Raw genomic sequence first — 23,975 nt, 5'->3', positions numbered from 1 at the left:
TATAGTAGCTTTTACTAGCTATTTTAGTATTTTAGCACTACAAAATTTAAACACCTAAAATGTCTAAAAGACCGCTGATTTTAGTTACAAATGATGATGGCATCACTGCTCCAGGAATAAGAACACTTATTTCAGTAATGAAAGAGATTGGAGACGTTGTAGTCGTAGCTCCTGACAGTCCACAAAGTGCTATGGGACATGCTATAACTATCAATTCTACATTACATGTTGAAAAAGTGGTTATTGACAATGGTTCTCAAATAGAATACAGTTGCTCTGGCACACCAGCTGATTGTGTAAAACTGGCGGTTAGAGAGGTTTTAGATAGAAAACCTGACCTCTGTGTATCAGGCATAAACCACGGATCAAACTCTTCAATTAATGTTATATATTCCGGAACCATGAGTGCAGCTCTTGAAGCTGGCATAGAAAGTATTCCCGCTATAGGTTTTTCTTTATTAGACTATAATTGGGGTGCTAATTTTGAGCATTGCAAATCATTTGTAAAAACAATAACCTCAAATGTTTTAGAGCATGGCTTGCCTGATGGTGTCGTACTAAATGTCAACCTCCCTAATGTTGAAAAAAAAGATATCAAAGGCATTAAAGTTTGTAGGCAAGCACGTGCAAATTGGGAAGAAGAATTTGATAAGCGCACCAATCCAATGGGACGTGAGTATTATTGGTTAACAGGAAAGTTTGTAAACATGGATAATGGAGAAGACACTGACGAGTGGGCTCTTGAGCACAATTATGTTTCTATTGTTCCTGTTCAGTTTGATTTGACTGCTCATCATGCTATACAACAATTAAACTCTTGGGATTTTGGCGCATAAAAAAGATATCATTATTGGTTTTTTTGTTGGCATTATTGCAGTATTAATTGGTATTTTCTTTTTTGATATTTGTATTGGCATTTACAAAGGCAGCTCTTTTAATCGCATTATTAATCGTTCTTTTAGCACCACGCTTCTCGACAAACGTGCCAGCATAGGTGTGTTAATAAACTTACCCATATTCTATTTATTTTTAAATAAGAAGAAAGAGGATATTGCAAAAGGCGTTTTACTAGCTACAATTTTAGTTGGTATTTTATTTTTAATCAATAAATTATAACCATGAAGTACTACATCATTGCTGGAGAAGCTTCTGGAGACTTACATGGCTCTAATTTAATGAAAGCGCTTTTTGAAGAGGACAAAAAAGCTGACATTCGCTTTTGGGGCGGTGACCTTATGCAAGGTGTTGGAGGTACTTTAGTTACACATTACAAAGAACGTTCTTTTATGGGCTTTGCAGAAGTGATACTAAACCTTAAAACCATACTAGGGTTTATTAAATTCTGTAAGAAAGATATTGAAGCTTTTAATCCCGACGTTATTGTATTTATAGACAACTCAGGCTTTAACTTACGTATTGCAAAATGGGCTAAAGAAGTTGGTTATAAAACGCATTACTATATATCTCCACAAGTGTGGGCATCTCGTGCAGGTAGAGTTAAAAAGATAAAGCGTGATGTTGATGCGATGTATACCATTTTACCTTTTGAAAAACCTTTTTATGACAACTATGGGTATGCTGTTAATTTTGTTGGCCACCCATTAATAGATGCTATTACTAATAGAAACTTAGTTGATGAAAATGCCTTTAGAAAAGAGTACGGATTAAGCAATAAGCCAATTATTGCACTCTTACCAGGAAGTAGAAAGCAAGAAATAAAAAAGATGCTTGATGTAATGCTCAGTGTTGTTGATGACTTTACCGATTACCAATTTGTTATTGCTGGTGCGCCAAGTCAAGATTTTAGTTTTTATAAGTCAATCATTAAAAATAGAAATATTGCATTTGTAGACAACAAAACTTACGATTTACTAAGTGTCTCTTTTGCTGCTTTAGTCACTTCTGGAACCGCAACTTTAGAAACCGCTCTATTTAAAGTACCTCAAGTTGTTTGTTATAAAGCAAATACTATTTCTTACCAGATTGCAAAACGTATTATTACTTTAAAATATATTTCATTAGTAAACTTAATTATGGACCGTGAAGTGGTTACAGAATTAATACAAGCTGATTTAAACACCAAACACCTTAAGAAAGAACTTGAGACTATTTTAAATCCTGAAAAACGCAACCAATTGTTTTTGGATTATTATGAATTAGAACAAAAATTAGGAGGAAAAGGCGCAAGTAAAAAAACAGCAAAATTGATTTTTGAAGCGACTAAGAAATAACTATGAAGAAACTTTACCTACTACTAATCCTACTAATAACCTTAAGCAGTTGTAAATCCACAAAAAACAAATCTCAACGCAGGACTAATAAAATTGCTAAAACCGAAACTAAGACATCCATATCTAAAGATGCAGCTTCCATTATAGCTTATGCAAAACGGTTTAAAGGCGTTAAATACAAATATGGTGGTACTACTAAAAAAGGCATGGATTGCTCTGGGCTTATTTATACGTCTTTTGGGGCTCATGATATCGCCATGCCAAGAACAACAAAAGATTTAGCTGTTAAAGGTGACTGGGTAGATTTAAAACAAGTACAAGAAGGCGATTTGGTGTTTTTTGCCACTAAAAAAAATAGCCGAAAAGTAAATCATGTAGGGATTGTTACAGACGTCAATAAAGGAGATGTTTCTTTTATTCATGCTTCAACTAGTCGAGGTGTGATGATATCAAAAATCTCAGAACGTTATTGGTATTTTGCTTACGTTCAAGCCAGACGTTATTTGTAGTTTCTAGAGCGTCAGTTACCAAATAAGAAAAATCTTAATATTTTGTAGTAACTTTCTGTCATGAAGTTACTTAATTTTGCAGTCATAAAGCTTACGATTTGCCTAATATGCGGTATTATTATAGGATTTTACTTCAGCATTCCTATTAAGACTATTCTCATATCTTTATCTCTATTTACACTCAGTTTAATTGTAAGTTATTTCTATTGCGAAACTTATAAAAAATCATCTTTACTATTCACTGGCTTTGCTTTTGCAGTATTTATTTTAGTAGGAATATTAAGTACTTCCATTTATGACGAAACCAATAGGTCCTTGCATTATGTAAATTCAACTATTGAATACACCAACTATCAAGACTTTAGTTTCAGAATAAAAAAGCGCCTAAAATCAGACAATTATAATCATAAGTATATTGCTGAAATTGAAAGTTTAAATGCAAAAAAAGCAATTGGGCAAATCTTAATTAATCTTGATAAAGACTCATTACAAAATGAGCTAACAGTTGATAATCTCTATTTTACAAATACCAAGCTTTCCGAAGTTGTAAAACCCAAAAATCCTTTTCAGTTTGATTATCATAATTATTTAAAACAACGAAATGTTAATCACCAGATTTACATTAAGCAAGATGAATTAATCCTATTAAAAAGCGATTCAAAATCTATTGCCGGCTATGCGCATGCTTTTAGAAAGAGCGTAAATTTTAAATTAAAAAAGAATGGTTTTAAGCCAGAAGCCCTTGCTATTATTAATGCATTGCTTCTTGGACAAAGACAAGATATAAGTCCAGAGATTTATAATAATTATGTTAATGCTGGGACTATACATATTCTGGCCGTTTCGGGTTTACATGTTGGCATTATATTTTTAATCTTAACACAGATTTTAAAACCACTACATAGAATTAAGCATGGAAAACATGTTATAAAACCAATACTTATTGTCTTGTTATTATGGTGTTTTGCGTTTATCGCGGGCTTATCACCCTCAGTGACAAGAGCAGTAACTATGTTTAGTATTATAGCTATTTCCCAACATCTAAGAAGGCCAACTAATATTTATAACACATTAACAATTTCGGCATTTTTAATGTTACTATTTAAGCCTATTTATTTGTTCGATGTAGGATTCCAAATGAGTTATTTAGCAGTTTTAGCAATTGTATCCATTCAACCCATATTATATAATTTATGGAAAGCCCCTAATCTGGTTTTAAACAAGTTTTGGGAGATTTTTACGGTTACGGTTGCCGCTCAAATAGGTGTTGCACCTATAGGATTGTTCTATTTTCATCAATTTCCAGGTCTATTCTTTGTTTCAAATTTGGTGATTATTCCTGTTTTAGGATTAATTCTGGGTTTAGGTATTTTAGTTATTGCATTAGCATTATTGAACATATTACCTTCAGTTTTAGTTACAGTATTTAGCTTTATCATAAATACGTTAAATGCTTTTATTGCTTGGGTTGCACAGTTTGAAGATTTTCTGCTAAGAGATATTTCTTTTAGCATTTACCATGTGTTTTCAAGTTACTTAATTATTATAACTGGACTTTACCTATGGAAGCGAAGAACTCTAAAGTCATTGCATTATTCTTTAATGAGTCTACTACTTTTTTCTTGTGTATTGTTACACACCAAATACAAAAATACTTGTGAAGAGTTTATTATTTTCAATAAGAACAGAACTACCGTTTTGGCTAAAAAAACTAATCAGAGTTTAATGCTCTACCATGATTTAGATAGTTTAACAACAAAAGAAGACAAAACAATAAAAAACTACCAAGTCGGTAGTTTTATAAATACTACGTTTAATGACAGTTTGAAGACTGTTTATACATATAAGAACAACATAATTTTAATTATAGATAGTTTAGGTATTTATAATGTGAATGGTTTTAAACCTAATCTTATTCTACTAAGAAATTCCCCGAAGATTAATTTAGACAGATTAATTGATTCTCTTAAGCCAGAACAAATTATTGCAGATGCTAGTAATTATAAATCCTATGTAAACCGATGGAAGCAAACTTGTATGCATAAAAAAATCCCTTTCCATAGCACATACGAAAAGGGAGTTTTTATATTAAAGTAAGGATATTATTTACCTTCTTGACCAAACGTTGGTTTAAAAGCTTTGTAATACTCATTAAATGCCTCTTGAGATGTCATTGTTTTGTACTTATCATCTTTAAAGAGTTTTAAATATAACTCTAATTGTTGAGGTTTTTGATAACCCGTAATTGGAGCTATTAATTGTAACTCTTCATCAAAAAAAGCAATTGTAGGATATGCTCTCACTTGTAAAAAACGAGCAAACTCATGAGAACTATTTCTTCTATTTGCTTTAGCAGGATCGTAGCTTGGATTTTTAAAAACATTGTCTTTATATGTAACGTTTTTATTACCTTCTGCATTGAACTTTACAGCATAATAGTTATCATTAACATACTTAACAACATCTTTATTTTTAAAGGTATTACGATCTAACATCTTACATGGACCACACCAATTGGTATAGACGTCCATCATTATCTTTTTAGGATTTTTCTTCTGTAGAGCTACAGCCTCTTCAAAAGTTACCCAATTTATTTCCTGTGCTGATGCATTGATTGCTAATAGCAATATAAACGCTCCTAAAATTATCTTTTTCATCATATCTGATTTGTAGCAATTACAATACCAAACTTACAAAATAAAAAAAGCTCCGAATGGAGCTTTTCGTTATTTTAACAATTTGTTTTTATCGGATGCCATGCATCATTCTAATTAATGTTTTATTTAAAATCAACATTATTACACCTGCACCTACCGGTATAGCAGTAAATATTAAGAAGAATGTACTCATTCCATACTCTTCTACAATTGGATCTATATAACTACCTGTCCAACCAGCAGTAAGATTAGCAATAAAGTTTGCTACAAACCAAATACCAAACATCATTCCCACTAACTTTAACGGTGCTAGTTTACTAACATAAGATAATCCAACTGGTGATACACATAATTCTCCTAATGTGTGGAATAAGTATGCCAGTATTAAGAATATCATACTAACTGAAGCTGTTTTTGCGCCTAATGGAATTCCCATAGAACCATAAGCTAAAATCCCAAATCCAAGACCTAATAACATCAAACCTATAGCAAATTTTACTGGGCCAGAAGGATTGTATTTACTTTCCCATACTTTTGAGAATAAAGGAGCAAATGCTATGATAAAGAAAGAATTAAGGATACCAAACCATGATGCTTTCACTTCAGCAACTTCTTCACTAAACTCTTTATTTAACATCCAGATTACTATTCCCCAAATGATAACAAAACTCGTTCCTAATAAGATATTTGATAATGCGTACTTACTGAATGTCTTCTTGAATAACATTAATAAAACCCATGTAATTATTAGCATAGGAACAACAGTCAATAATGTATTAAATATTTTAAAGGTGGTTGCGCCATCTCCAGTTAAAATGCGATCGGTATAATCCGCAGCAAATATCGTCATTGAACCGCCAGCTTGTTCAAATGCCCACCAGAAAAATATGGTAAAGAATGAAAATACACCAATAACCTTTAACCTATCTGCAGTAACCTTGGACTTAGATGCATGGTCAGCAACAGCTTCTATAGCATCTTTTGTATCTTCTAATGTATCCTCTATAGCATCATCTAAATCCTCAGCATTTTTAGGTGATAATCCAATATTTCCGAATATTTTTTGAGCAAAATAGAATTGCAACATTCCAAAGAACATAAAAATCCCTGCTAATCCAAAACCATAATGCCAACCAACAGTTTCTCCTATATAACCACATAAAAGAATACCTAAAAACGCTCCTGCATTAATACCCATATAGAAAATAGTATATCCAGCATCTTTTTCTTTCCCTTGAGACTTATATAACTGTCCAACGATAGAAGAAATATTTGGCTTAAAAAGCCCATTTCCAATAATCAACAATCCTAATCCTAAATAAAAGAACATATCAGCCGTAACTTCAAGTGCCATTGATGCATGACCTAGAGTCATTAAAAATGCTCCAAGCACAACAGCTTTTCTATATCCCATTATTTTATCAGCTATAAAACCTCCAATTATTGGGGTTATATAAACTAATCCTGTATACCATCCATAAAGAATTAATGCTTCAGAACGTTCCCAGCCCCAGCCACCTTCACCAAGAATAGCTGCTGTTAAAAAAAGTACGAGCAGAGCACGCATACCGTAGTAAGAAAAACGCTCCCACATTTCTGTAAAAAAGAGTACAAATAATCCTGACGGATGACCTAGTACAGTCTTTTGATTAGTTTCTGAACCTCCAAATTTGAATTCCATATGTAATTGTATTAGTTAGTATTTAGTTATTTTATCCTTTTATTTTAGACTTTATTTGCTCTTTTTCTTCTGATTTTTCACGTTTATCACCAAGAGTTTTATGAATAAAATCCGTCATTTTATTATACAAATGTAATCTTGTGTTACCACCATAGATACCATGATTTTTGTCTGGATAAATCATCCAATCAAATTGTTTATTGGCTTGCACTAAGGCCTCAACCATACGCATCGTATTTTGCAAATGCACATTATCATCACCAGACCCATGAATTAATAAAAAGTCGCCTTTTAATTTATCTACATGATTAATTGGTGAATTTTCATCATAACCACTAGGATTTTCCTGAGGTGTTGTCATGTAACGTTCCGTATATATTGTATCGTAAAATCTCCAACTAGTTACTGGCGCAACTGCTATTGCCATTTTAAAGACATCATTACCTTTAAAAAGTGCATTGCTACTCATAAAACCACCATAGCTCCATCCCCAAATTCCTATTCGAGACGCATCAACATATGGCAAAGCTCCTAATTTTTTTGCAGCTTCTATTTGATCTTCAACCTCGTATTTACCTAATTCGTTTTGAGTCACTTTTTTAAATGCAGCACCTTTTAAACCTGTTCCTCTTCCGTCTACACACGCCACAATATAGCCTTGTTGTGCCAAGTGTTGATACCAATAATCATTACTGCCATTCCAACGATTAGCAACTTGCTGAGAACCAGGGCCAGAATACTGATACATAAACAGTGGATAGGTTTTATTCTCATCGAAATCCGCAGGCTTTATCATCCACATGTTTAGCTCATTTCCGTTTACAGAAATGGTACTAAACTCTTTTTTAGAAGTCTTATAATCTGTAAGTTTTTTAGCCAATTTATCATTATCCTTAATGCTCTTAACTAACTTGCCACTTTTAGCATCGTTTAATGTATACTCCTGAGGTGAAGTTGCGCTAGAATGTGTATTAATAAAATACGTAAAGTCTGCACTAAAAGAAGCTCTATTTGTACCATCTCTTTTAGTTAAACGTTTTTTGCTTTTTCCATTGAGCTTAACAGAATACACATCCCTATTAATAGAACCATTCTCTACAGACTGATAAAAAATTGTATTTGTTTTTTCGTTAAACCCATAATAATTGGTGACTTCCCAATTACCATTAGTGACTTGATTAATTAATTGACCATCTTTTGAATAATGATAAATATGATTATAACCATCCTTTTCGCTAGTCCAAATAAAACTATTATCCTTTAAAAATGTGAGGTTAAACGTTACATCTATGTATGCATCATCTGTTTCAGCTAATACCAACTTAGAGGAATTTTGAGCAACATCAATCATCCATAAATCTAATTCGTTTTGATGACGGTTCATAAACTGAACACTTAAAACATTAGCTTCCTTTGTCCATTCTAGCCTTGGGATGTAAAAATCATTGTAGGCCTTATCAACTGTTAATTGAGATAATTTATCTGTATCTAAGTCATATAAATGTAAAGACACGTTAGAGTTGGTTTCACCTGCTTTTGGATATTTAAATACTTGTTGTGTTTGGTATAAACCGGTTCCAAAAACATCCATTGAAAATTCAGGAACGTTAGATTCATCAAATCTTATGAATGCTATTTTATTGCCATCAGCATTCCAATCAAAAGCGCGGACAAAACTAAATTCTTCTTCATAAACCCAGTCTGTAATACCATTAATAATACTATTCTTTACGCCATCAAAAGTGAATTGTTTTATCGCTCCAGAACTTAAATCTTTTATATATAAATTATTCTGAAAGCCATAAGCAACCTTTGAGCCATCAGGAGAAAATGTTGGCTCTTGTACCAAGTCATCTGATAACTTTATTAGTTTTTTAGAATTCCTATCATAAATATAATACTCCCCTAAAGTTGAACGTCTAAATACAGCCTCAGATTTTGTGGTTAGTAATATTTTGGATTCATCTTTACTAAAGCTATAATCAAAAAAAGCTCCGATTTCTGGTAAATCTGACGAGCTTAATAATGTGTTTACTTTTTTTAATGTTTTATAGTCATAAATATCGATAGATGTTGTTCTTGCTGTTCTATCATAATTTAGAACTGAATACTGCTTTCCATTGTTCATAGAATGAAGCGCTTGCATGCCTTCAGTTCTAAAAGTACCGTTCCAAATTTCTTCTAAGCTAATTTGTTTATTCTGTGCAGTTACTAGAGTTGTAACCAAAAAACCAATAATGGTAAGAAAACGCGTGAATCTCATTAATCTTCGTTATTTAATAAAGCAATGCCAAGTTTACTAAAAATTATGCAAAAAACCCGAATTATTAACAGGAAATCGGCAATATTACTGAACATGCAACACATATTGTACCAATCCTATTATCTTTGTGTTTTAAATGAAAATGAATCATGCAAAACACCATTTCTGGATTTTCTAAATTAACCAAAATTGAAAAAGTTAATTGGATACTTAAAATATATTTCAATAATGATGAAACTTCAAGAAATCTAATAACTCAATATTGGAATACAGATGAAAAACTACAAAAGTTGCACGATGAGTTTATAGAAAATACCATAACAAATTTTTATCTCCCGCTTGGCGTGGCACCAAACTTCTTAATCAATGACAAATTGTATACGATACCAATGGCCATTGAAGAAAGCTCTGTAGTTGCGGCAGCTAGTAAAGCTGCTAAATTTTGGTTTAAACGTGGTGGTTTTAGAGCCGAAGTAATCTCGACTACAAAAATTGGTCAAGTTCATTTCACATATCCTGGTGACAAAACAGATTTGAAAAACTATTTTGAATCTGTAAAATCTAAGCTTATTTCTGACAGCTCTGCTATCACTAAAAATATGGAACGTCGTGGTGGTGGCATTTTAGACATAGAGTTACGCGATAAAACTGAAGCGCTAGAAAACTACTATCAACTTCATGCCACGTTTGAGACGCTTGACGCTATGGGCGCAAATTTTATAAACTCCTGTTTAGAACAATTTGCCCAAACGTTTAAAGACGAAGCTATAGCAAATAACATTAAAGGCATTGACATTATAATGAGTATTTTATCTAACTATGTACCAGAGTGTCTAGTTAAAGCTGAAGTACGTTGTCATATCAAGGATTTAAAAGACAAAGACATTCCAAATCCTAAAGCCTTTGCCGAAAAATTCAAACAAGCTGTTGCTGTTGCAGAGGTTGAGCCACATCGTGCTGTAACACATAATAAAGGTATTATGAACGGTATAGATGCTGTGGTTTTAGCTACTGGAAATGATTTTAGAGCGGTTGAAGCTGGTGTACATGCCTACGCTTCAAAAAACGGAATATACTCTAGCCTAACGCATTGTACTATTGAGAATGACGAGTTTTGCTTTTGGTTAGAAATACCATTGGCTCTAGGAACAGTTGGCGGATTAACGAGCCTACACCCATTAGTAAAGTTTGCATTACAAATGTTAAGCAAACCTTCTGCCAAAGATTTAATGAAAATTGTAGCGGTTGCAGGCTTGGCACAGAATTTTGCAGCTCTAAAATCCTTAACCACAACTGGTATTCAGCAGGGACATATGAAAATGCATTTGATGAATATCTTAAATCAATTTGAAGCTAATGCGACCGAAAAAGCTGAATTGATTGAACATTTTAAAACGAATACAGTAACTCATAGCGCCGTTGTTGAAGCTATTGAAAAGCTAAGGTCATAATATCTATGGTAAACTATAGAAGTAACGGAAAGCTATTATTAACAGGAGAGTACCTTGTTCTCGATAGTGCAAAATCCTTAGCATTACCCACCAAATTTGGGCAAGAACTTTCTATTATTGAAAATGAAGGCAATTGTATTGATTGGAAAAGCTTTGATGAAGATAGTAACCTCTGGTTTGAGGATACATTTTTAATAGATGATATCCTTTCTTCTTCATTTACTTCAGAAAATGATATTTCCCAAAGACTGATTGATATTTTTAAAAGTATTAATACGCTAAGTCCTGGTTTTTTTATACCAAACAAAGGTTATACTATTACGACGACTCAAGATTTTAATAGAGTTTGGGGATTAGGCACATCATCTACTTTAATAAATAATATTGCCAGTTGGGCAAATATTGACGCTTACAAATTATTAGAGCTTACTTTTGGAGGTAGTGGTTATGATATTGCTTGCGCGCAAAATAATACGCCTATTATATACCAGCTGATTGATAAACACCCTCAAGTATCTCAGGTTGACTTTAATCCTAAATTCAAGGACCATCTTTACTTTGTCTATTTAAATCAAAAACAAAACAGTCGTGATGGAATTGCCACTTACAGGAAGTTTAAAGGAGATTTAAAAGCTTCAATTTATGATATTAATTCAATTACCGAGGCTATTATTTTATGTAAAAACCTTAATGATTTTGAAAAACTTATCACAAAACACGACTATATTATTTCTGAAATCATAAATCAGCCACCTATAAAATCTAGGCTTTTTGCAGATTTTGATGGTGCTATCAAAAGTCTAGGCGCTTGGGGTGGTGACTTTGTTTTAGTGGCTTCTAAAAACAATCCAATAGATTATTTTAAAATCAAAGGTTACACTACTATTCTTTCGTATTCTGATATGATAAAATAAAAAAAGGCTTTGCAAAATTGCAAAGCCTTTTTTTATTTCTATAGCTAACTATTTTTAGTAAACTGTTTTTGCTCTATTATCCTCGACATCAGCTGCCTTTTCTAATGCTGAATACACTTGAGTTTGTACTGTATTTTTACGCGCATTACTTAAACGCGCTAAAATTGCTGCGTAGTTATCAAGTTTTGTTGCTTCATTAATTTTCGTAACCTCTACCACATAAACTCCTTTTTCTCCATCAACTGGTTTAGAAACCACACCTTGTTGCAGACCAAATGCTGTACCAATTACTTTAGGCTCTACACCAGCCCCGGAGAGTGTTGTGTTTTTCATTGTCAATCCAGTTGCAGTCTTAACCGATTGTCCTTGGTTATTAGCAATGTCAGCTAGGGTTGTTGCAGATATCTTATTACGAATCATTTCTGCCTTCTTCTCTTTTCTTACAGCTGCTAAAACAGGTGTTGTTGCATTTTCCACACTCATTAAACCTTCATCATTAACATCTACTAATTGAACAACTACATAACCAACTCCAGAAACTGTAAAACTCTTATAATCACCAACCTTTGTATCTTGATTATATGCCCAACGTACTATTTGCCTTTGACTACCTAATCCTGGTATGTTTTCATCCAATTCTTTAAAAGTTACTGGTCTTGCAGTTAAACCACGCTCTTCTGCTAATTCTCTAAAATCTCCAGACTCAGCAGCGATTTCAAATTTTTGCTTTCCATTAAAGACATCGTCAATTGTTTTTTCTGAAGCCTCAATCTCACGAGCCACTGTAGCTAATTTTGTAGTATTACTAAATCCTGATTGATCTAATACTTCGATAATATGATAACCAAAGCTAGTTTCTACAACATCCATATCGCCTTTCTTATTATCAAAAGAAAACGCTTTAAACTCTGGTGCAAATCCTTGATTGTATGTAAATTCTATAACACCTTCTTTTTCGTTACTGACTTTATCAGAAGATAATTCTAACAAATCTTTGAACTTAGAACGGTTACCCTTAAGTACATTAAAAATACTATCAGCAGTTGCTTTTGCTTCTTCTGGTGTTTTTGTGACATCAGCAGCAGCTCTAGTTGCGCCTACATAAGGAATTAATATATGGCGTACTTTAACAGAATCTGCTTTACTAGCTCTATCTAAAACTTTGGAATACTTATAGAAATTGCCGTCTTTATATGGTCCGTAATAGGCACCAATTGCAGTATTTGCCAAACTATCTTTTGCTGCGCCTAATTGAGAAGATCTTAGATAGTCATCAGAAAATTTAATGTCTGAGTTACTATTAACAAAAGCTTCAATATTAGTAGTATTATCGAAACCTAAAATAGTATCAGTAGCTTTAGTTGCTGTATTAAATTCAAACTTATCAGCTTTAAGACCTAATAACTCAGCTTTTAATGCATCCTCATCTTCTTTTGATGCATCTTCTCTAAACTCTACAAATAATATCTCTCTAGTTTCATCAACCTCATAAAGATCTCTATTTTTCTCCATGTAAGCCTTAATCTCTGACTTACTTACTTCTACCAAACTATCTGCAATACTTGTATAAGGCACTTGCACATATCTTACATCAACAGTTTGCGCATCTGCTAAATACTCATCTTCTGCTTCAGCTACAGTAGCATTAACACCAGCTTTTACTAAGTTATAGTATTGCTGAGCTAAAGCACCATTCGCAAGAGATTGCTCATTGTTTGTCCATTGCGCATAATTAATTGTAAACGTACTTAAAGGTGCACCTTGTGGTTGGATGTCTTTAAGATTTGCAATAAAAGCATTCAGCTTATTGACATCAAAAATACTATCCTGATTTTGAAACTCTGGATAAGCACCAAAACTAGTTTCTAATAGCTCACGCATTTTATCCTTTTCAACAGAAAGCCCAAGTTTTTCGTATTCAGAACTCATCACAATACGTCTAAGCTCTTCGTTGTAAACTTGATTTTTTATTTGAGTTTCTGTAGCATTTGGACCAGAACGTTGTTGTCTGTTCTGAACCGCAAACATAAATGGTTCTCTTTTAATGTCTTCGCCATTGATTGTTGCAATAATATCTTGAGATGTTCCAAATGAATCTGAATTTTTAAAAACATCTCCAATTACAAAGGCAAATAATGCCATTGCAATTACTAAAATTAATACTAGCGAACGTTGCCTGATTTTATTTAAAACTGCCATTTTATGGTATATAATTTGTTGAAATTAAGTGTGCGAAAATAACATTTTATACCAAATAATAAAAGGATGAAGCCTCTTTTTTGACTGACAAGAATAGGATTAGTCTTCGGGTATTAATTTGAGATGAACACTATCTATTTTTGTTAATGATACCTCTGTTATTTTGAACTTGAAATTTTCTATTATAATCGTTTCTCCAAGCTCTGGAATATCTTCAGTATAATTGACTATTAAACCACCTAAAGTTTCATAAGCTTCACTTTCTGGTAAGTTGATTTTGTATGTCTCGTTTATGTAATCAACTTCTAATCGTGCAGAAAAGTTAAAACTATCTTCTGTAAGCTGTTCTTCTGTAAGTTCTATACTATCATGTTCATCTTCAATTTCGCCAAATAGTTCTTCAATAATATCCTCTACAGTCATCATACCTGAAGTACCACCATACTCATCAATAACTATTGCAATACTTTTTCTTTTTTTTGTGAGCAGATTAAGTACGTCTTTAATACGAATCGTTTCTGGTACAAAAACTACAGGCATTACAATCGATTTTATAGTCTTAGGTTTTTTAAACAACTCAAAAGAGTGCACATAGCCAATAATATCATCTATAGATTCTTTATAGACTATTATTTTAGTATAGCCTGTATCTACAAAAAGTTGTCGTAAATTTTCTATTGATTCTGAAATGTCTATTGCCATGATTTCTGTCCGTGGCACCATGACTTCTCTAGCTTTTACTTCTGAGAATTCTAAAGCATTCTGAAAAATTTGTATCTCACTATCGACCTCATCATGCTCTTCAACAGACTCCATTTGCTCAGTAATAAAATTCCCTAACTCAACTTTGGTCAGCGCCAACTCTACTGCGTCACCTTCGGTCTTAAAAAAGGTCTTGAGTACAAAGTCAGAAATCCATATAACAAACTCAGAAATTGGTGTAAAAATCAAATAAAATAAGTATGCTGGCAGCGCAAAAAACTTAAGCAATGTGTTTGAATATATTTGAAAAAATACTTTTGGCAAAAATTCTGCCGTCAATAAAATAATAGCTGTAGAAATTATAGTCTGAGACAGTAATTGAAGTTCAAAAAACAAATAATTAACAATCGCATTATCAGTAGAGAACGTCTGAAACCAATGCACCAAAACCTCTCCCATCTTAAAACCATAGATCACCAATGCAATGTTATTACCAATAAGCATAGTGGTAATAAACTTTGAAGGTTTTGCAGTAAGTTTTGCAAGAAGTTTACCTAAAAAATCACCTTGTTTTTTCTCTAATTCTATATGAATTTTATTAGAAGACACATACGCAATCTCCATCCCAGAAAAAAACGCGGATAGTAAGAGTGATACAATAATAATTACAGCATCAATAGACATAAATTATTTTTTATGACGATCTTGAAATTTTTTCCTAAAACGTTTACGAAAGAAAAACATAAATACTGCGAGTGCAGTGAATAGTAAGGATATATAACTACGACTTCTATCTGTAGTCCAATTAGATATGGCGTCCCAAGCAAATAGAACTGCGAATATTATATATGCGTATTGAAAAATTTTAAGTGCTTTAATCATGATAATCTACATATTGTAGCACAAAGGTAGTTAATTATTGACTTCGATATCGCCTGCGAATTCAAGCATTTCGTAATCATCAAAATTTCTATCAGAATCAAAACCTCTACCAGAGACATCTGTACCTTCAGAACGTAGTCTAAACTCTTTATTTGTAAACACCCATTCGTTTGTTTGGTCAAAATACATTTGTGGTGTAAACAAAGAATCTTTTTTATGAGTGGCCAAAATAACATTACCGCGAAGGTCAACTAAATCTGTTTCGCTATAAATAATAGCATAATCCGCAAAGATTTTACTTTTATTCCCATCATCATCATAAATAATAAGCTCTATACCTTCTGGGAATTCTGAAAATGCAAAATTACGATTTGAGTAATCTAGCATTTTAGGACTTAAAAGATTGGCTTTTAACTTAAAGGAATCTGTATACTTTAGGTTTATGGTATCTGCTAAACCAATAGGCTCATTTTGCAAAACACCAACTTGCTGTACATCTTTAAAGTTGTTTTTACATGAAAAAAACATAGTCACAGCAATTGCTGTGACTATGTTAAAAATTATATGTAAATAGTTTGTTTTCACTCAATTATTAAGGTACTCTAACAGATGCACCAATCCAACATCCAATTTTAATTGTTTGTCCAGAATTACCTTTAGTAAAAATCATACTCTTGTCTGGAGCTTTTGCTGCGTAACTGGCTGCAGTTTGTGATGCCGCTTTCTTTAAACGACCATCTACATTACCTGCTTTACGCGCTTCTGAAGCTGCTAACCAATATACTGCTCTTTTACTAAAGACATCATTTCCACAACTATTAGCACTACTCGCATACATACCTGCAATTCTCAGGTATGGATTTCCATTAGAAGGATTCAATTTTAAAGCTTCTCTATATAATTGTCTAGCTTTACCATAAGACCCTTTCTTTCTGTTCTTTTCTGCAAGACGGTATACCAACTTCCACTTTTTTAAAGGATCCGTTTGCAAGTCCATTGACTGCTTATAATATTGCTCTGCTTCAGAAGTTTTACCTTCTTTTTCTTTTAATACACCTAAGTAATATGCTGTGTCAGCATTTGGCTCAATAGAATTTTTCTGTTGCACGATTTTGATAAACATTGGGTCATCTGTACAATCTTTAGAATACATCTTATTCATAGCACGCTGTAGCCATTTTGAATCAGTCTTATTCTCTTCAAAATTCTTTTGATATAATGGGATCAACACATCGCAAGTTGCTCTCTCACTAATTATACCATCTAAACTTCCTGAAATTTGGTCAAAAGCCTTAAGCAAACCTTCATAACGTTTCTTATACTGACCCTCTTTTTTTGTTAGAGCCCCACCTGATTCTTCTTTTTGAATGAGTTTATTTAAGCCTTCAGAAGCTTTACTTACTTCTTCTTCAATCTTATCATTTATATCATCATACTTATCAAAAAGAGATTGAGTTTCTTGGGTAGACTTACTCCCAGCATCATATGCGTTGACCTTTAAATCAAAATATCTATAAAGTGCTCCTGGGTCGTCAAAACTATTCAAATGATTGTTGTAAGCATCGTCAAATATTTTATAAATATCATTATCTGATAAGCCTAATTCTTTTCTGTACTTAAATGATAATTTACCTTTTTTAGCATACATTTTACCAGCCGGAAATTTAGATGCATAGTACTTGTTATAATCATCATATAAGCTTAATAAGTCCTTTACAAAACCTAATTTTTCTGCTCCAGTATTGTTTTTGATTTTGTGCTCCAAAATCTTTTCTCCTCTAACATAAATAGCTCTATTAAACTTAGGGCATTTAGTCTTCACTTTCATCCAAGACTCATAGGCTTCATCATATTTTTTATTCTTAGCATAAGAATCAAAAATAGATAAGTTGTTCATACACTCTTCATCTTGCTGAGCATAACTATTGCTAAAGCCAACAAGTAAAGCTATGAGTAGTAATGTAATCTTCGTCTTCATCTTTTAAATTTTTGTTAGTTATATTTTCGTTTTTTAAACCATCTATCGCTCAAAGATAGACTTACGTTGACATTAAAGAAATTTTCCTGAATTAAATTGCTGTTCTTTGTTCCTCTTTGGCCAAACTCAAAACCTAAATTAATTTCAGAAAATGTATTCGTTGAAGGGCCAACTGGTAAACCTAAACCAAAAGATATGCCAAACTCATCTATTGATTGATTATTAACAATTAAACCCGTATTTTCGAAACGAGCACCAGCTCTATAAACCACTCTCTTAAAGTAACTTGATAGAGATCTATGATTAGGAATATAAAACCCACCTACAGCAAAAGAAGATGCGTTTTCATAGGATGAGTTGGTTGTACTAAAAATAGGATTGTCAAAAACACTGGTATTCTGAGAAACATATTCTGCACCTGCAAACCACTTAGATGTTTCACCAATACCTAATCCAAAAGAAATTCTGTTTGGTAAATTAAGATCTGTTTCTTCTAGTCCAGTACCAGATAAATCTGCGTCAATAGTGTTTTGGACAAACTCATCCCCAAATACTGAAACTATTACCGTAGAAATTGATCGGTCATTTTTTGAAGTTAAGCTACTTTCTGGTGAATATGTAGCCGTAGCCGATAATTCTAACTTATCTGTTAATTTACCCTTATAAGCAGCTCCAAAATTAAAATTAAGACCACTTAAGTCTGACCTATTGTTTTCCTTAGTTGCAAATTGCACAATATTCCCATTTGTATCATACAAAAACTGAATAGCACTATTTTGAGTATTACCAAAATTATAATTAGCATCAATACCGATAGAAAAATTATCATTAATTAAGTAGCCTAAACTAAAAAAAGCTTTATTAAGTCCTCCCTCTCCTTCGTAACGATAATCAATTCTATTTTCAGCACTATTGATATCTTGTAATTTGTATCCAACAGATGTAAATGGCAACAAACCTAATCCTGCTCCAAATCTTCCTAAAGGAATTGATAACGCCAAATAATCAAATGCCGAAGCACTTGCATTCTCTGATGCTGTATCACTATTTAGACTAATACTACTATATGACCCTGCAACAGAAAACTTTACAGGCCTACTCTCACCATCATAAGGAGAGGCTTTAAGGTTTTTACCTGCATAAGATGCTGGATTTCTAAGATTAATGTGTAAACTGTCTATATAAGAACCTATACTACCCATTCCTCTACTCTCAACTGTACCCCTAAACTTTAAGCTCCCAATTCCATAAAAAGAATATGGTGATGCTGTCCCCTGTTGGGCATAGACTTGACAGCCAATAATTGCAATAAGAATTACAACAAATTTTTTAATCATTATTTCGAATTAAATTCTAGAATATAATTTAGACCTTCAAGCAGAAAATCCGAGTTCGCAAATATGCTACTTTTTAATTGTTTAGACAACATTTTAGCATCGCCTCCTGTTAAAATAACTGTTAAATCTGAATATTTTTCTTTATAAGTGTTAATTACACCATCAATCTCGTTAATAGTTCCTAAAACCACTCCTGAATGTATGGATGTTTCTGTACTATCTCCAACTATAGTTTTTGGCACTTTGGTTTCTAATAACGGAAGATTTGCTGTTAAATTATTCAGCGATTTATAACGCAATCTTAAACCTGGTGAAATGGCACCACCTAAGTATTCATTTTCGTTGGTAATAAAATCGTATGTAATGCATGTTCCTACATCAATTATAAGTACATTTTTTTCAGAATACTTTAGCATAGATGCACTAACCAAAGCTATACGATCTACGCCAAGAGTTTCTGGCGTTTTGTATTTGTTTGTGAAAGGTACTTTGGCTTTTGAATTTAACTCCAATACACTAAAATCTGCTTTAATTAAATCAATTTGCTGATCAGAAAGTCGACCAACAGAAGAAACAATCGCAGATTTTAATTTAGGAAACTGTTTTTTAATTGCTTTATATTCTTTTTTGAATTGAGAAAGCTTAAAACTTTCTTTACAAATAAGATTATCCTTTTCGAATATGGCAAATTTTACCAAGGTATTTCCGACATCAACAATAAGATTCATAGGCTTTTGAGAAAAGACAAATTTATAAAATCAAATTTTACAATTTTCTTTTTGGTAATACTAAAAATGAATTTATATTTGCATCCGCTTTAGCAATGAAGCAACTGGTGCCTTAGCTCAGTTGGTAGAGCAAAGGACTGAAAATCCTTGTGTCCCTGGTTCGATTCCTGGAGGCACCACCATCAAAAACCCGATTCGTTTGAGTCGGGTTTTTTGGTTTTAAGATTTTATGTAAGCTTTAGGGTTTTACTTCGTCCTAAAATATTATCTTGTTTTTCAATTAAAACAATACCATTTTATATGTCTAAAACATACTATGACCCTTCAGATCTAAGAAAATTTGGAAAAATTACCGAATGGGGCGAAGAATTGGGGAATAAATTTTTTGAATATTACGGAAAAGTCTTCGAAGAAGGTGCCTTATCCGCTCGTGAAAAATCACTTATAGCTTTGGCAGTTGCACACACAGAACAATGCCCATATTGCATTGATGCATACACTAAAGATGGTTTACAGCGCGGTGTAACCAAAGAAGAAATGATGGAAGCCATTCATGTTGGTGCAGCCATAAAGAGTGGTGCAACGCTAGTGCATGGTGTACAAATGATGAATAAAGTAAATAAACTAGACGGATAGTCTTTATATATGACAAAATTAAAAACGCAATCGCTAAAAAAAAGACAGAGTGATTTAGCAAATACAAATAAGCAGCTTGAAATTTTATCAAACGGTATTTTTCAAAATGGCGAATTACCAACTTTTAAAAACAAAATTGCCGAGACTAATCAGTTTCCACTAAAAGCGAAAGCTTTAGAAATACTTCAGATTAACGTAGGTTACATGTGCAATCAAGTTTGCGAGCACTGCCACGTAGATGCTGGTCCTGACCGTAAAGAGATCATGACCAAGGATACCATGAAACAAATTTTAGATGTGGTAAAAACTACCGGTGCCCATACGCTTGACTTGACTGGTGGCGCTCCCGAAATGAATCCAAACTTTAGATGGTTTGTAGAAGAAGCTTCAAAAATTGGAATTAAAGATTTTATCGTGCGTTCTAATCTCACTATTATTAGAGCCAATAAAAAATATTACGATTTGCCAGAATTTTTTAAAAAACATAACATTCATGTGGTGAGTTCAATGCCGCATTGGACACGTGGAAAGACCGATAAACAACGTGGTGAAGGTGTTTTTGACATGTCCATAAAGGCTTTACAAGAACTTAATGCTGTTGGCTACGGAATGCCTGATAGTGAGTTAAAACTTGACTTGGTTTACAATCCTTCAGGTGCATTTTTACCTGGAGACCAAGCCAGTATGGAAAAGGACTTTAAAAAAGCCTTGATGGAAGATTTTGGCATTCAATTTCATAACTTATTTGCAATAACTAATTTACCTATTTCTCGTTTTCTAGATTATTTAATTGCTTCAGAAAATTATGAAGATTACATGTATAGTTTAGTCGAAGCCTACAATCCAATGGCAGTAGAAAATGTAATGTGTACCAATACACTTTCTGTAAGTTGGGATGGATATTTATTTGATTGCGATTTTAACCAGATGTTAGATCTACCAGTAAATAGTAAATCTAAACATATTTCGGAATACAAAACTGAATTGCTTGAAGGCAGAAATATCGTCATTTCACAACACTGCTATGGCTGCACTGCTGGGGCCGGAAGTAGTTGTCAAGGTACGGTAGCTTAGATTTTTGCAATCATGAAACGTATTATTATATCTATATCGCTTTTGGTTTCAGTATCTGGATTCTCTCAAGAATCACTTTCAGAATTATTAAAACAGTACAATGACAAGGGTGTTCCTTACATTACAATTCAAGAATTGGTAATGCCAAAAACTAAAGCTATTCTTTTAGATGCTAGAGAACAAAAAGAATACCAAGTCAGTCACCTTAAAGATGCTATTTGTGTAGGTTATGACTTTTTTGATTTAAAAACAGTAACAGATAAAATCAAGGATAAAGATCAACTTATTGTTGTGTATTGTTCCCTTGGCATACGATCGGAGACTATTGGCGAAAAACTCAAAGAAGCTGGTTACACTAATGTACAAAACCTTTATGGTGGTATTTTTGAATGGAAGAATAATAATTTTGAAGTCTATAATTCCAACAACAAACCAACCGATAGTGTGCATGCATTTTCTGAAGAGTGGAGCAAATGGTTAAAAAATGGCATAAAAATTTACCCCAAACCAAAAAAAAATGACCGATAAGGCATTAATTATTTTTACTAGAAATCCCGAATTAGGCAAATGCAAAACACGATTAGCCAATTCCGTAGGTAACGAAGAGGCTTTAAAAATCTATACGCACTTACTTCAACACACAGCAAGTATTACTAAAAAAGTAGATGCTGAACGTTTTGTATTTTATTCTGAAAACATTCAGAAAGATGATATCTGGGAAGATGCTTTTTTTCATAAACAACTACAACAAGGAAATGATCTTGGTGAGCGTATGCAAAATGCTTTTGAAGTACTATTCTCTAAAAAATTTAAAAAGATAATAATCGTCGGTAGTGACTTATTAGATTTAAATGAGGACACCATTAAAAAAGCTTACCAGAGACTCGAAGAAAACGACGCTGTCATTGGCCCCGCAGAAGATGGAGGCTATTATCTTTTAGGCATAAAAACCCTTAACAAAAGTGTATTTATAGACAAAGATTGGGGTACAGAAACAGTGTTAAAACAAACAAAAAAAGATTTTTTTGGACAATCACTGTATGTTTTAGAAACTTTAAACGACATAGATTATTTAGAGGATTTAAAACCTTACAAAGAATTTGACTATTTGTTTTAAACTAACACCAATTTTTCATGAAAAAACAACTACTTTTTTTAGCCGTAATTTCTATGGCTTCATTTCAATTTATTAATGCACAATGTTCAAGAGGCGGCAGCTTTGTTCAAAGTGACCCTGCATATGCTATAAGTGGCGATGCTAATATTACATTTACCACTTCTGGTGATAAAGACGTAATCTTTGAATCTAATTTCGCCACAGTTCAGGGAGCAGATTTAAGAGTTTATGTTTCAAAAATGGACGATATTAAAACTCCAGGAGCAGACGCAATACAAATATCATCTCAATTAATTAATGATGATGGAGGCACTGGAGGACCAGGAACTTCTCCTATAACTGGCATGATGACTTTCGCATTACCTTCTAATGTAGAATTGGCAGATTTCGACTATATAGTTATAGAATGTATTGTAATTAATGAACGTTGGGGATATGTAGCCCTTGGAGCTAATACTGGAGCAGATTGCGCTTCTCTTAATTTAGATAACAACACACTTTCAAAAGTTGCAATTTATCCAAATCCTTCAAACGGAAATATAACTTTACAAGCGCAAACTAATGAAGACGCTCAAGTTTCAGTATATAATATCTTAGGGAATAGGGTGTATCAAAAAACACTAGCGTTAAATTCTGAAATGGACTTGTCTGGTCTTAAGACAGGCATTTACTTAGTTAAGATTGAAGCAGAAGGCAAACAAACAACAAAACGATTAATTATAGAATAATTATAATTTAAAAATTGTTTACAATCGTAGTTATAGATACATTTGATACTATAACTACGATTTTTTTATCATGACAAAATACATAACAGAAAGCACTGAATACCTTCAGAAAAAAGGATTTGACAATCCTGAAGTAGGAATAATTTTAGGTACTGGTTTAGGACAACTTATTAGTGAAATTGAGGTTATTGCTGAAGCTAGCTACAACCATATCCCTAATTTCCCTACAGCAACAGTAGAGTTTCATAAAGGGAAATTGATTTATGGAATATTGGCAGGCAAAAAAGTGGTGGTGATGCAAGGTCGTTTTCATGTTTATGAAGGCTATTCGCTTCAAGATGTGACTTTCCCTGTGCGTATTATGGAAAAACTAGGTATAAAAACCCTTTTGGTATCTAATGCTGCTGGAGCCATAAATCTGGGCTTTAAGAAAGGGGAAATCATGCTAATTGATGACCACATTAATCTACAAGGCAGTTCTCCTTTAGCCTTTAAAGGCGTTGAAGAATTAGGTGAACGCTTTACAGACATGAGTGTGCCATATAATCATGACATCAATTCAAAGATTGAAGCCATTGCAATTGCTAATAATATTAAATTACACAAAGGTGTTTACGCTTCTGTTGTTGGACCACAATTAGAAACTCGTGCTGAGTATCGTATGCTTAATATTATCGGAGCTGATGCAGTAGGCATGAGTACTGTGCCTGAGGTTATTGTTGCAAATCATTTAAATTTAAAGGTAGCTGCGGTGTCAGTTTTAACCGATGAATGCGACCCAAATAATTTAAAACCTGTTGATATTGCAGAAATAATAGCTATGGCAGGAAAAGCAGAACCAAATATGATTACCCTTTTTAAAGAATTAATAAAAACGTTATAAGAGAG

22 protein-coding genes and 1 tRNA gene are annotated in these 23,975 nt (G+C 33.0%); 14 read left to right on the top strand and 9 right to left on the bottom strand.

The window, feature by feature from the left end; translation table 11 throughout:
- Positions 1-59 precede the first annotated feature (59 nt).
- From surE to IEV10_RS05020, 5 genes are read left to right on the top strand one after another with little or no spacing between them, the layout of a single operon-like run.
- On the top strand, positions 60-836 hold the full coding sequence (surE, locus tag IEV10_RS05040) for a 5'/3'-nucleotidase SurE (protein ID WP_188373594.1): 777 nt from the start codon (positions 60-62) through the stop codon (positions 834-836).
- Positions 826-1,116 (top strand): hypothetical protein, encoded by a 291-nt coding sequence (locus IEV10_RS05035; protein ID WP_188373593.1) that lies wholly within the window; start codon positions 826-828, stop codon positions 1,114-1,116. The genes surE and IEV10_RS05035 overlap by 11 nt, the downstream gene beginning before the upstream one ends.
- A gap of 2 nt (positions 1,117-1,118) precedes the next feature.
- Positions 1,119-2,231 carry a lipid-A-disaccharide synthase gene (gene lpxB / locus IEV10_RS05030; RefSeq protein ID WP_188373592.1) on the top strand — a complete coding sequence of 371 codons (1,113 nt, stop codon included), beginning with the start codon at positions 1,119-1,121 and terminating at the stop codon, positions 2,229-2,231.
- A 2-nt stretch (positions 2,232-2,233) separates the two neighbouring features.
- A complete protein-coding gene (locus tag IEV10_RS05025) occupies positions 2,234-2,740 on the top strand; it encodes a C40 family peptidase (RefSeq protein ID WP_188373591.1) in 507 nt (168 codons plus the stop codon).
- 60 nt (positions 2,741-2,800) lie between these two features.
- Positions 2,801-4,837 (top strand): ComEC/Rec2 family competence protein, encoded by a 2,037-nt coding sequence (locus tag IEV10_RS05020; protein ID WP_188373590.1) that lies wholly within the window; start codon positions 2,801-2,803, stop codon positions 4,835-4,837.
- 5 nt (positions 4,838-4,842) lie between these two features.
- On the opposite strand, the gene IEV10_RS05015 is transcribed toward IEV10_RS05020, so the two are convergent.
- From IEV10_RS05015 to IEV10_RS05005, 3 genes are all read right to left on the bottom strand, one after another.
- Positions 4,843-5,400, bottom strand: coding sequence for a thioredoxin family protein (locus IEV10_RS05015; RefSeq protein WP_188373589.1), 558 nt, complete (start codon positions 5,398-5,400; stop codon positions 4,843-4,845).
- 85 nt (positions 5,401-5,485) lie between these two features.
- Positions 5,486-7,078: a peptide MFS transporter gene (locus IEV10_RS05010; protein ID WP_188373588.1), complete on the bottom strand. Its 1,593-nt coding sequence runs from the start codon at positions 7,076-7,078 to the stop codon at positions 5,486-5,488.
- Positions 7,079-7,109: 31 nt separating this feature from the next.
- Complete coding sequence (locus tag IEV10_RS05005) at positions 7,110-9,341, bottom strand: S9 family peptidase (protein ID WP_188373587.1); 2,232 nt, start codon at positions 9,339-9,341, stop codon at positions 7,110-7,112.
- Positions 9,342-9,490: 149 nt separating this feature from the next.
- Between IEV10_RS05005 and IEV10_RS05000 the strand changes: the two genes are divergently transcribed.
- Positions 9,491-10,792, top strand: a complete 1,302-nt coding sequence (locus IEV10_RS05000) for a hydroxymethylglutaryl-CoA reductase, degradative (RefSeq protein ID WP_188373586.1) — start codon at positions 9,491-9,493, stop codon at positions 10,790-10,792.
- A gap of 5 nt (positions 10,793-10,797) precedes the next feature.
- A complete protein-coding gene (locus IEV10_RS04995) occupies positions 10,798-11,706 on the top strand; it encodes a GYDIA family GHMP kinase (protein WP_188373585.1) in 909 nt (302 codons plus the stop codon).
- Between the two features lie 54 nt (positions 11,707-11,760).
- Here IEV10_RS04995 and IEV10_RS04990 read toward each other — a convergent pair whose 3' ends face one another.
- The 6 genes from IEV10_RS04990 to IEV10_RS04965 all read right to left on the bottom strand — a co-directional run bounded on the left by IEV10_RS04990 (position 11,761) and on the right by IEV10_RS04965 (position 19,532).
- Positions 11,761-13,905 (bottom strand): peptidylprolyl isomerase, encoded by a 2,145-nt coding sequence (locus tag IEV10_RS04990; RefSeq protein ID WP_188373584.1) that lies wholly within the window; start codon positions 13,903-13,905, stop codon positions 11,761-11,763.
- Positions 13,906-14,004: 99 nt separating this feature from the next.
- On the bottom strand, positions 14,005-15,291 hold the full coding sequence (locus IEV10_RS04985) for a hemolysin family protein (protein ID WP_188373583.1): 1,287 nt from the start codon (positions 15,289-15,291) through the stop codon (positions 14,005-14,007).
- Positions 15,292-15,519: 228 nt separating this feature from the next.
- Complete coding sequence (gene lptC / locus IEV10_RS04980; protein WP_188373582.1) at positions 15,520-16,074, bottom strand: LPS export ABC transporter periplasmic protein LptC; 555 nt, start codon at positions 16,072-16,074, stop codon at positions 15,520-15,522.
- A gap of 7 nt (positions 16,075-16,081) precedes the next feature.
- Positions 16,082-17,467, bottom strand: a complete 1,386-nt coding sequence (locus IEV10_RS04975; RefSeq protein ID WP_188373581.1) for a hypothetical protein — start codon at positions 17,465-17,467, stop codon at positions 16,082-16,084.
- Positions 17,468-17,481: 14 nt separating this feature from the next.
- Entirely contained in the window at positions 17,482-18,804 is a 1,323-nt protein-coding gene (gene bamG / locus IEV10_RS04970; protein ID WP_188373580.1) for a BamG family beta-barrel-assembly machinery protein, read from the bottom strand.
- Positions 18,804-19,532 (bottom strand): type III pantothenate kinase, encoded by a 729-nt coding sequence (locus IEV10_RS04965; RefSeq protein WP_188373579.1) that lies wholly within the window; start codon positions 19,530-19,532, stop codon positions 18,804-18,806. Before IEV10_RS04965 ends, bamG begins: the two co-directional genes overlap by 1 nt.
- Before the next feature lie 106 nt (positions 19,533-19,638).
- On the opposite strand from IEV10_RS04965, the gene IEV10_RS04960 reads away from it, so the two are divergent.
- The 7 genes from IEV10_RS04960 to IEV10_RS04930 all read left to right on the top strand — a co-directional run bounded on the left by IEV10_RS04960 (position 19,639) and on the right by IEV10_RS04930 (position 23,970).
- Positions 19,639-19,714, top strand: a tRNA-Phe gene (locus IEV10_RS04960).
- A gap of 118 nt (positions 19,715-19,832) precedes the next feature.
- Complete coding sequence (locus tag IEV10_RS04955; protein WP_188373578.1) at positions 19,833-20,168, top strand: arsenosugar biosynthesis-associated peroxidase-like protein; 336 nt, start codon at positions 19,833-19,835, stop codon at positions 20,166-20,168.
- Between the two features lie 9 nt (positions 20,169-20,177).
- Positions 20,178-21,242 carry an arsenosugar biosynthesis radical SAM (seleno)protein ArsS gene (gene arsS / locus IEV10_RS04950; protein WP_188373577.1) on the top strand — a complete coding sequence of 355 codons (1,065 nt, stop codon included), beginning with the start codon at positions 20,178-20,180 and terminating at the stop codon, positions 21,240-21,242.
- 12 nt (positions 21,243-21,254) lie between these two features.
- The gene (locus tag IEV10_RS04945; protein WP_188373576.1) at positions 21,255-21,770 is read left to right on the top strand and encodes a rhodanese-like domain-containing protein; all 516 of its coding nucleotides are present in this window, start codon (positions 21,255-21,257) and stop codon (positions 21,768-21,770) included.
- Positions 21,760-22,359, top strand: coding sequence for a TIGR04282 family arsenosugar biosynthesis glycosyltransferase (locus tag IEV10_RS04940; protein ID WP_188373575.1), 600 nt, complete (start codon positions 21,760-21,762; stop codon positions 22,357-22,359). The genes IEV10_RS04945 and IEV10_RS04940 overlap by 11 nt, the downstream gene beginning before the upstream one ends.
- Before the next feature lie 17 nt (positions 22,360-22,376).
- Positions 22,377-23,087: a T9SS type A sorting domain-containing protein gene (locus tag IEV10_RS04935; protein WP_188373574.1), complete on the top strand. Its 711-nt coding sequence runs from the start codon at positions 22,377-22,379 to the stop codon at positions 23,085-23,087.
- 70 nt (positions 23,088-23,157) lie between these two features.
- Positions 23,158-23,970 (top strand): purine-nucleoside phosphorylase, encoded by an 813-nt coding sequence (locus tag IEV10_RS04930; protein WP_188373573.1) that lies wholly within the window; start codon positions 23,158-23,160, stop codon positions 23,968-23,970.
- The last annotated feature ends 5 nt before the right edge of the window (positions 23,971-23,975 follow it).

Origin of the sequence: Winogradskyella haliclonae, from assembly GCF_014635865.1 — a bacterium.
Classification (GTDB): Bacteria; Bacteroidota; Bacteroidia; order Flavobacteriales; family Flavobacteriaceae; genus Winogradskyella; species Winogradskyella haliclonae.
This window is presented reverse-complemented; position numbering and strand designations above follow the sequence as displayed.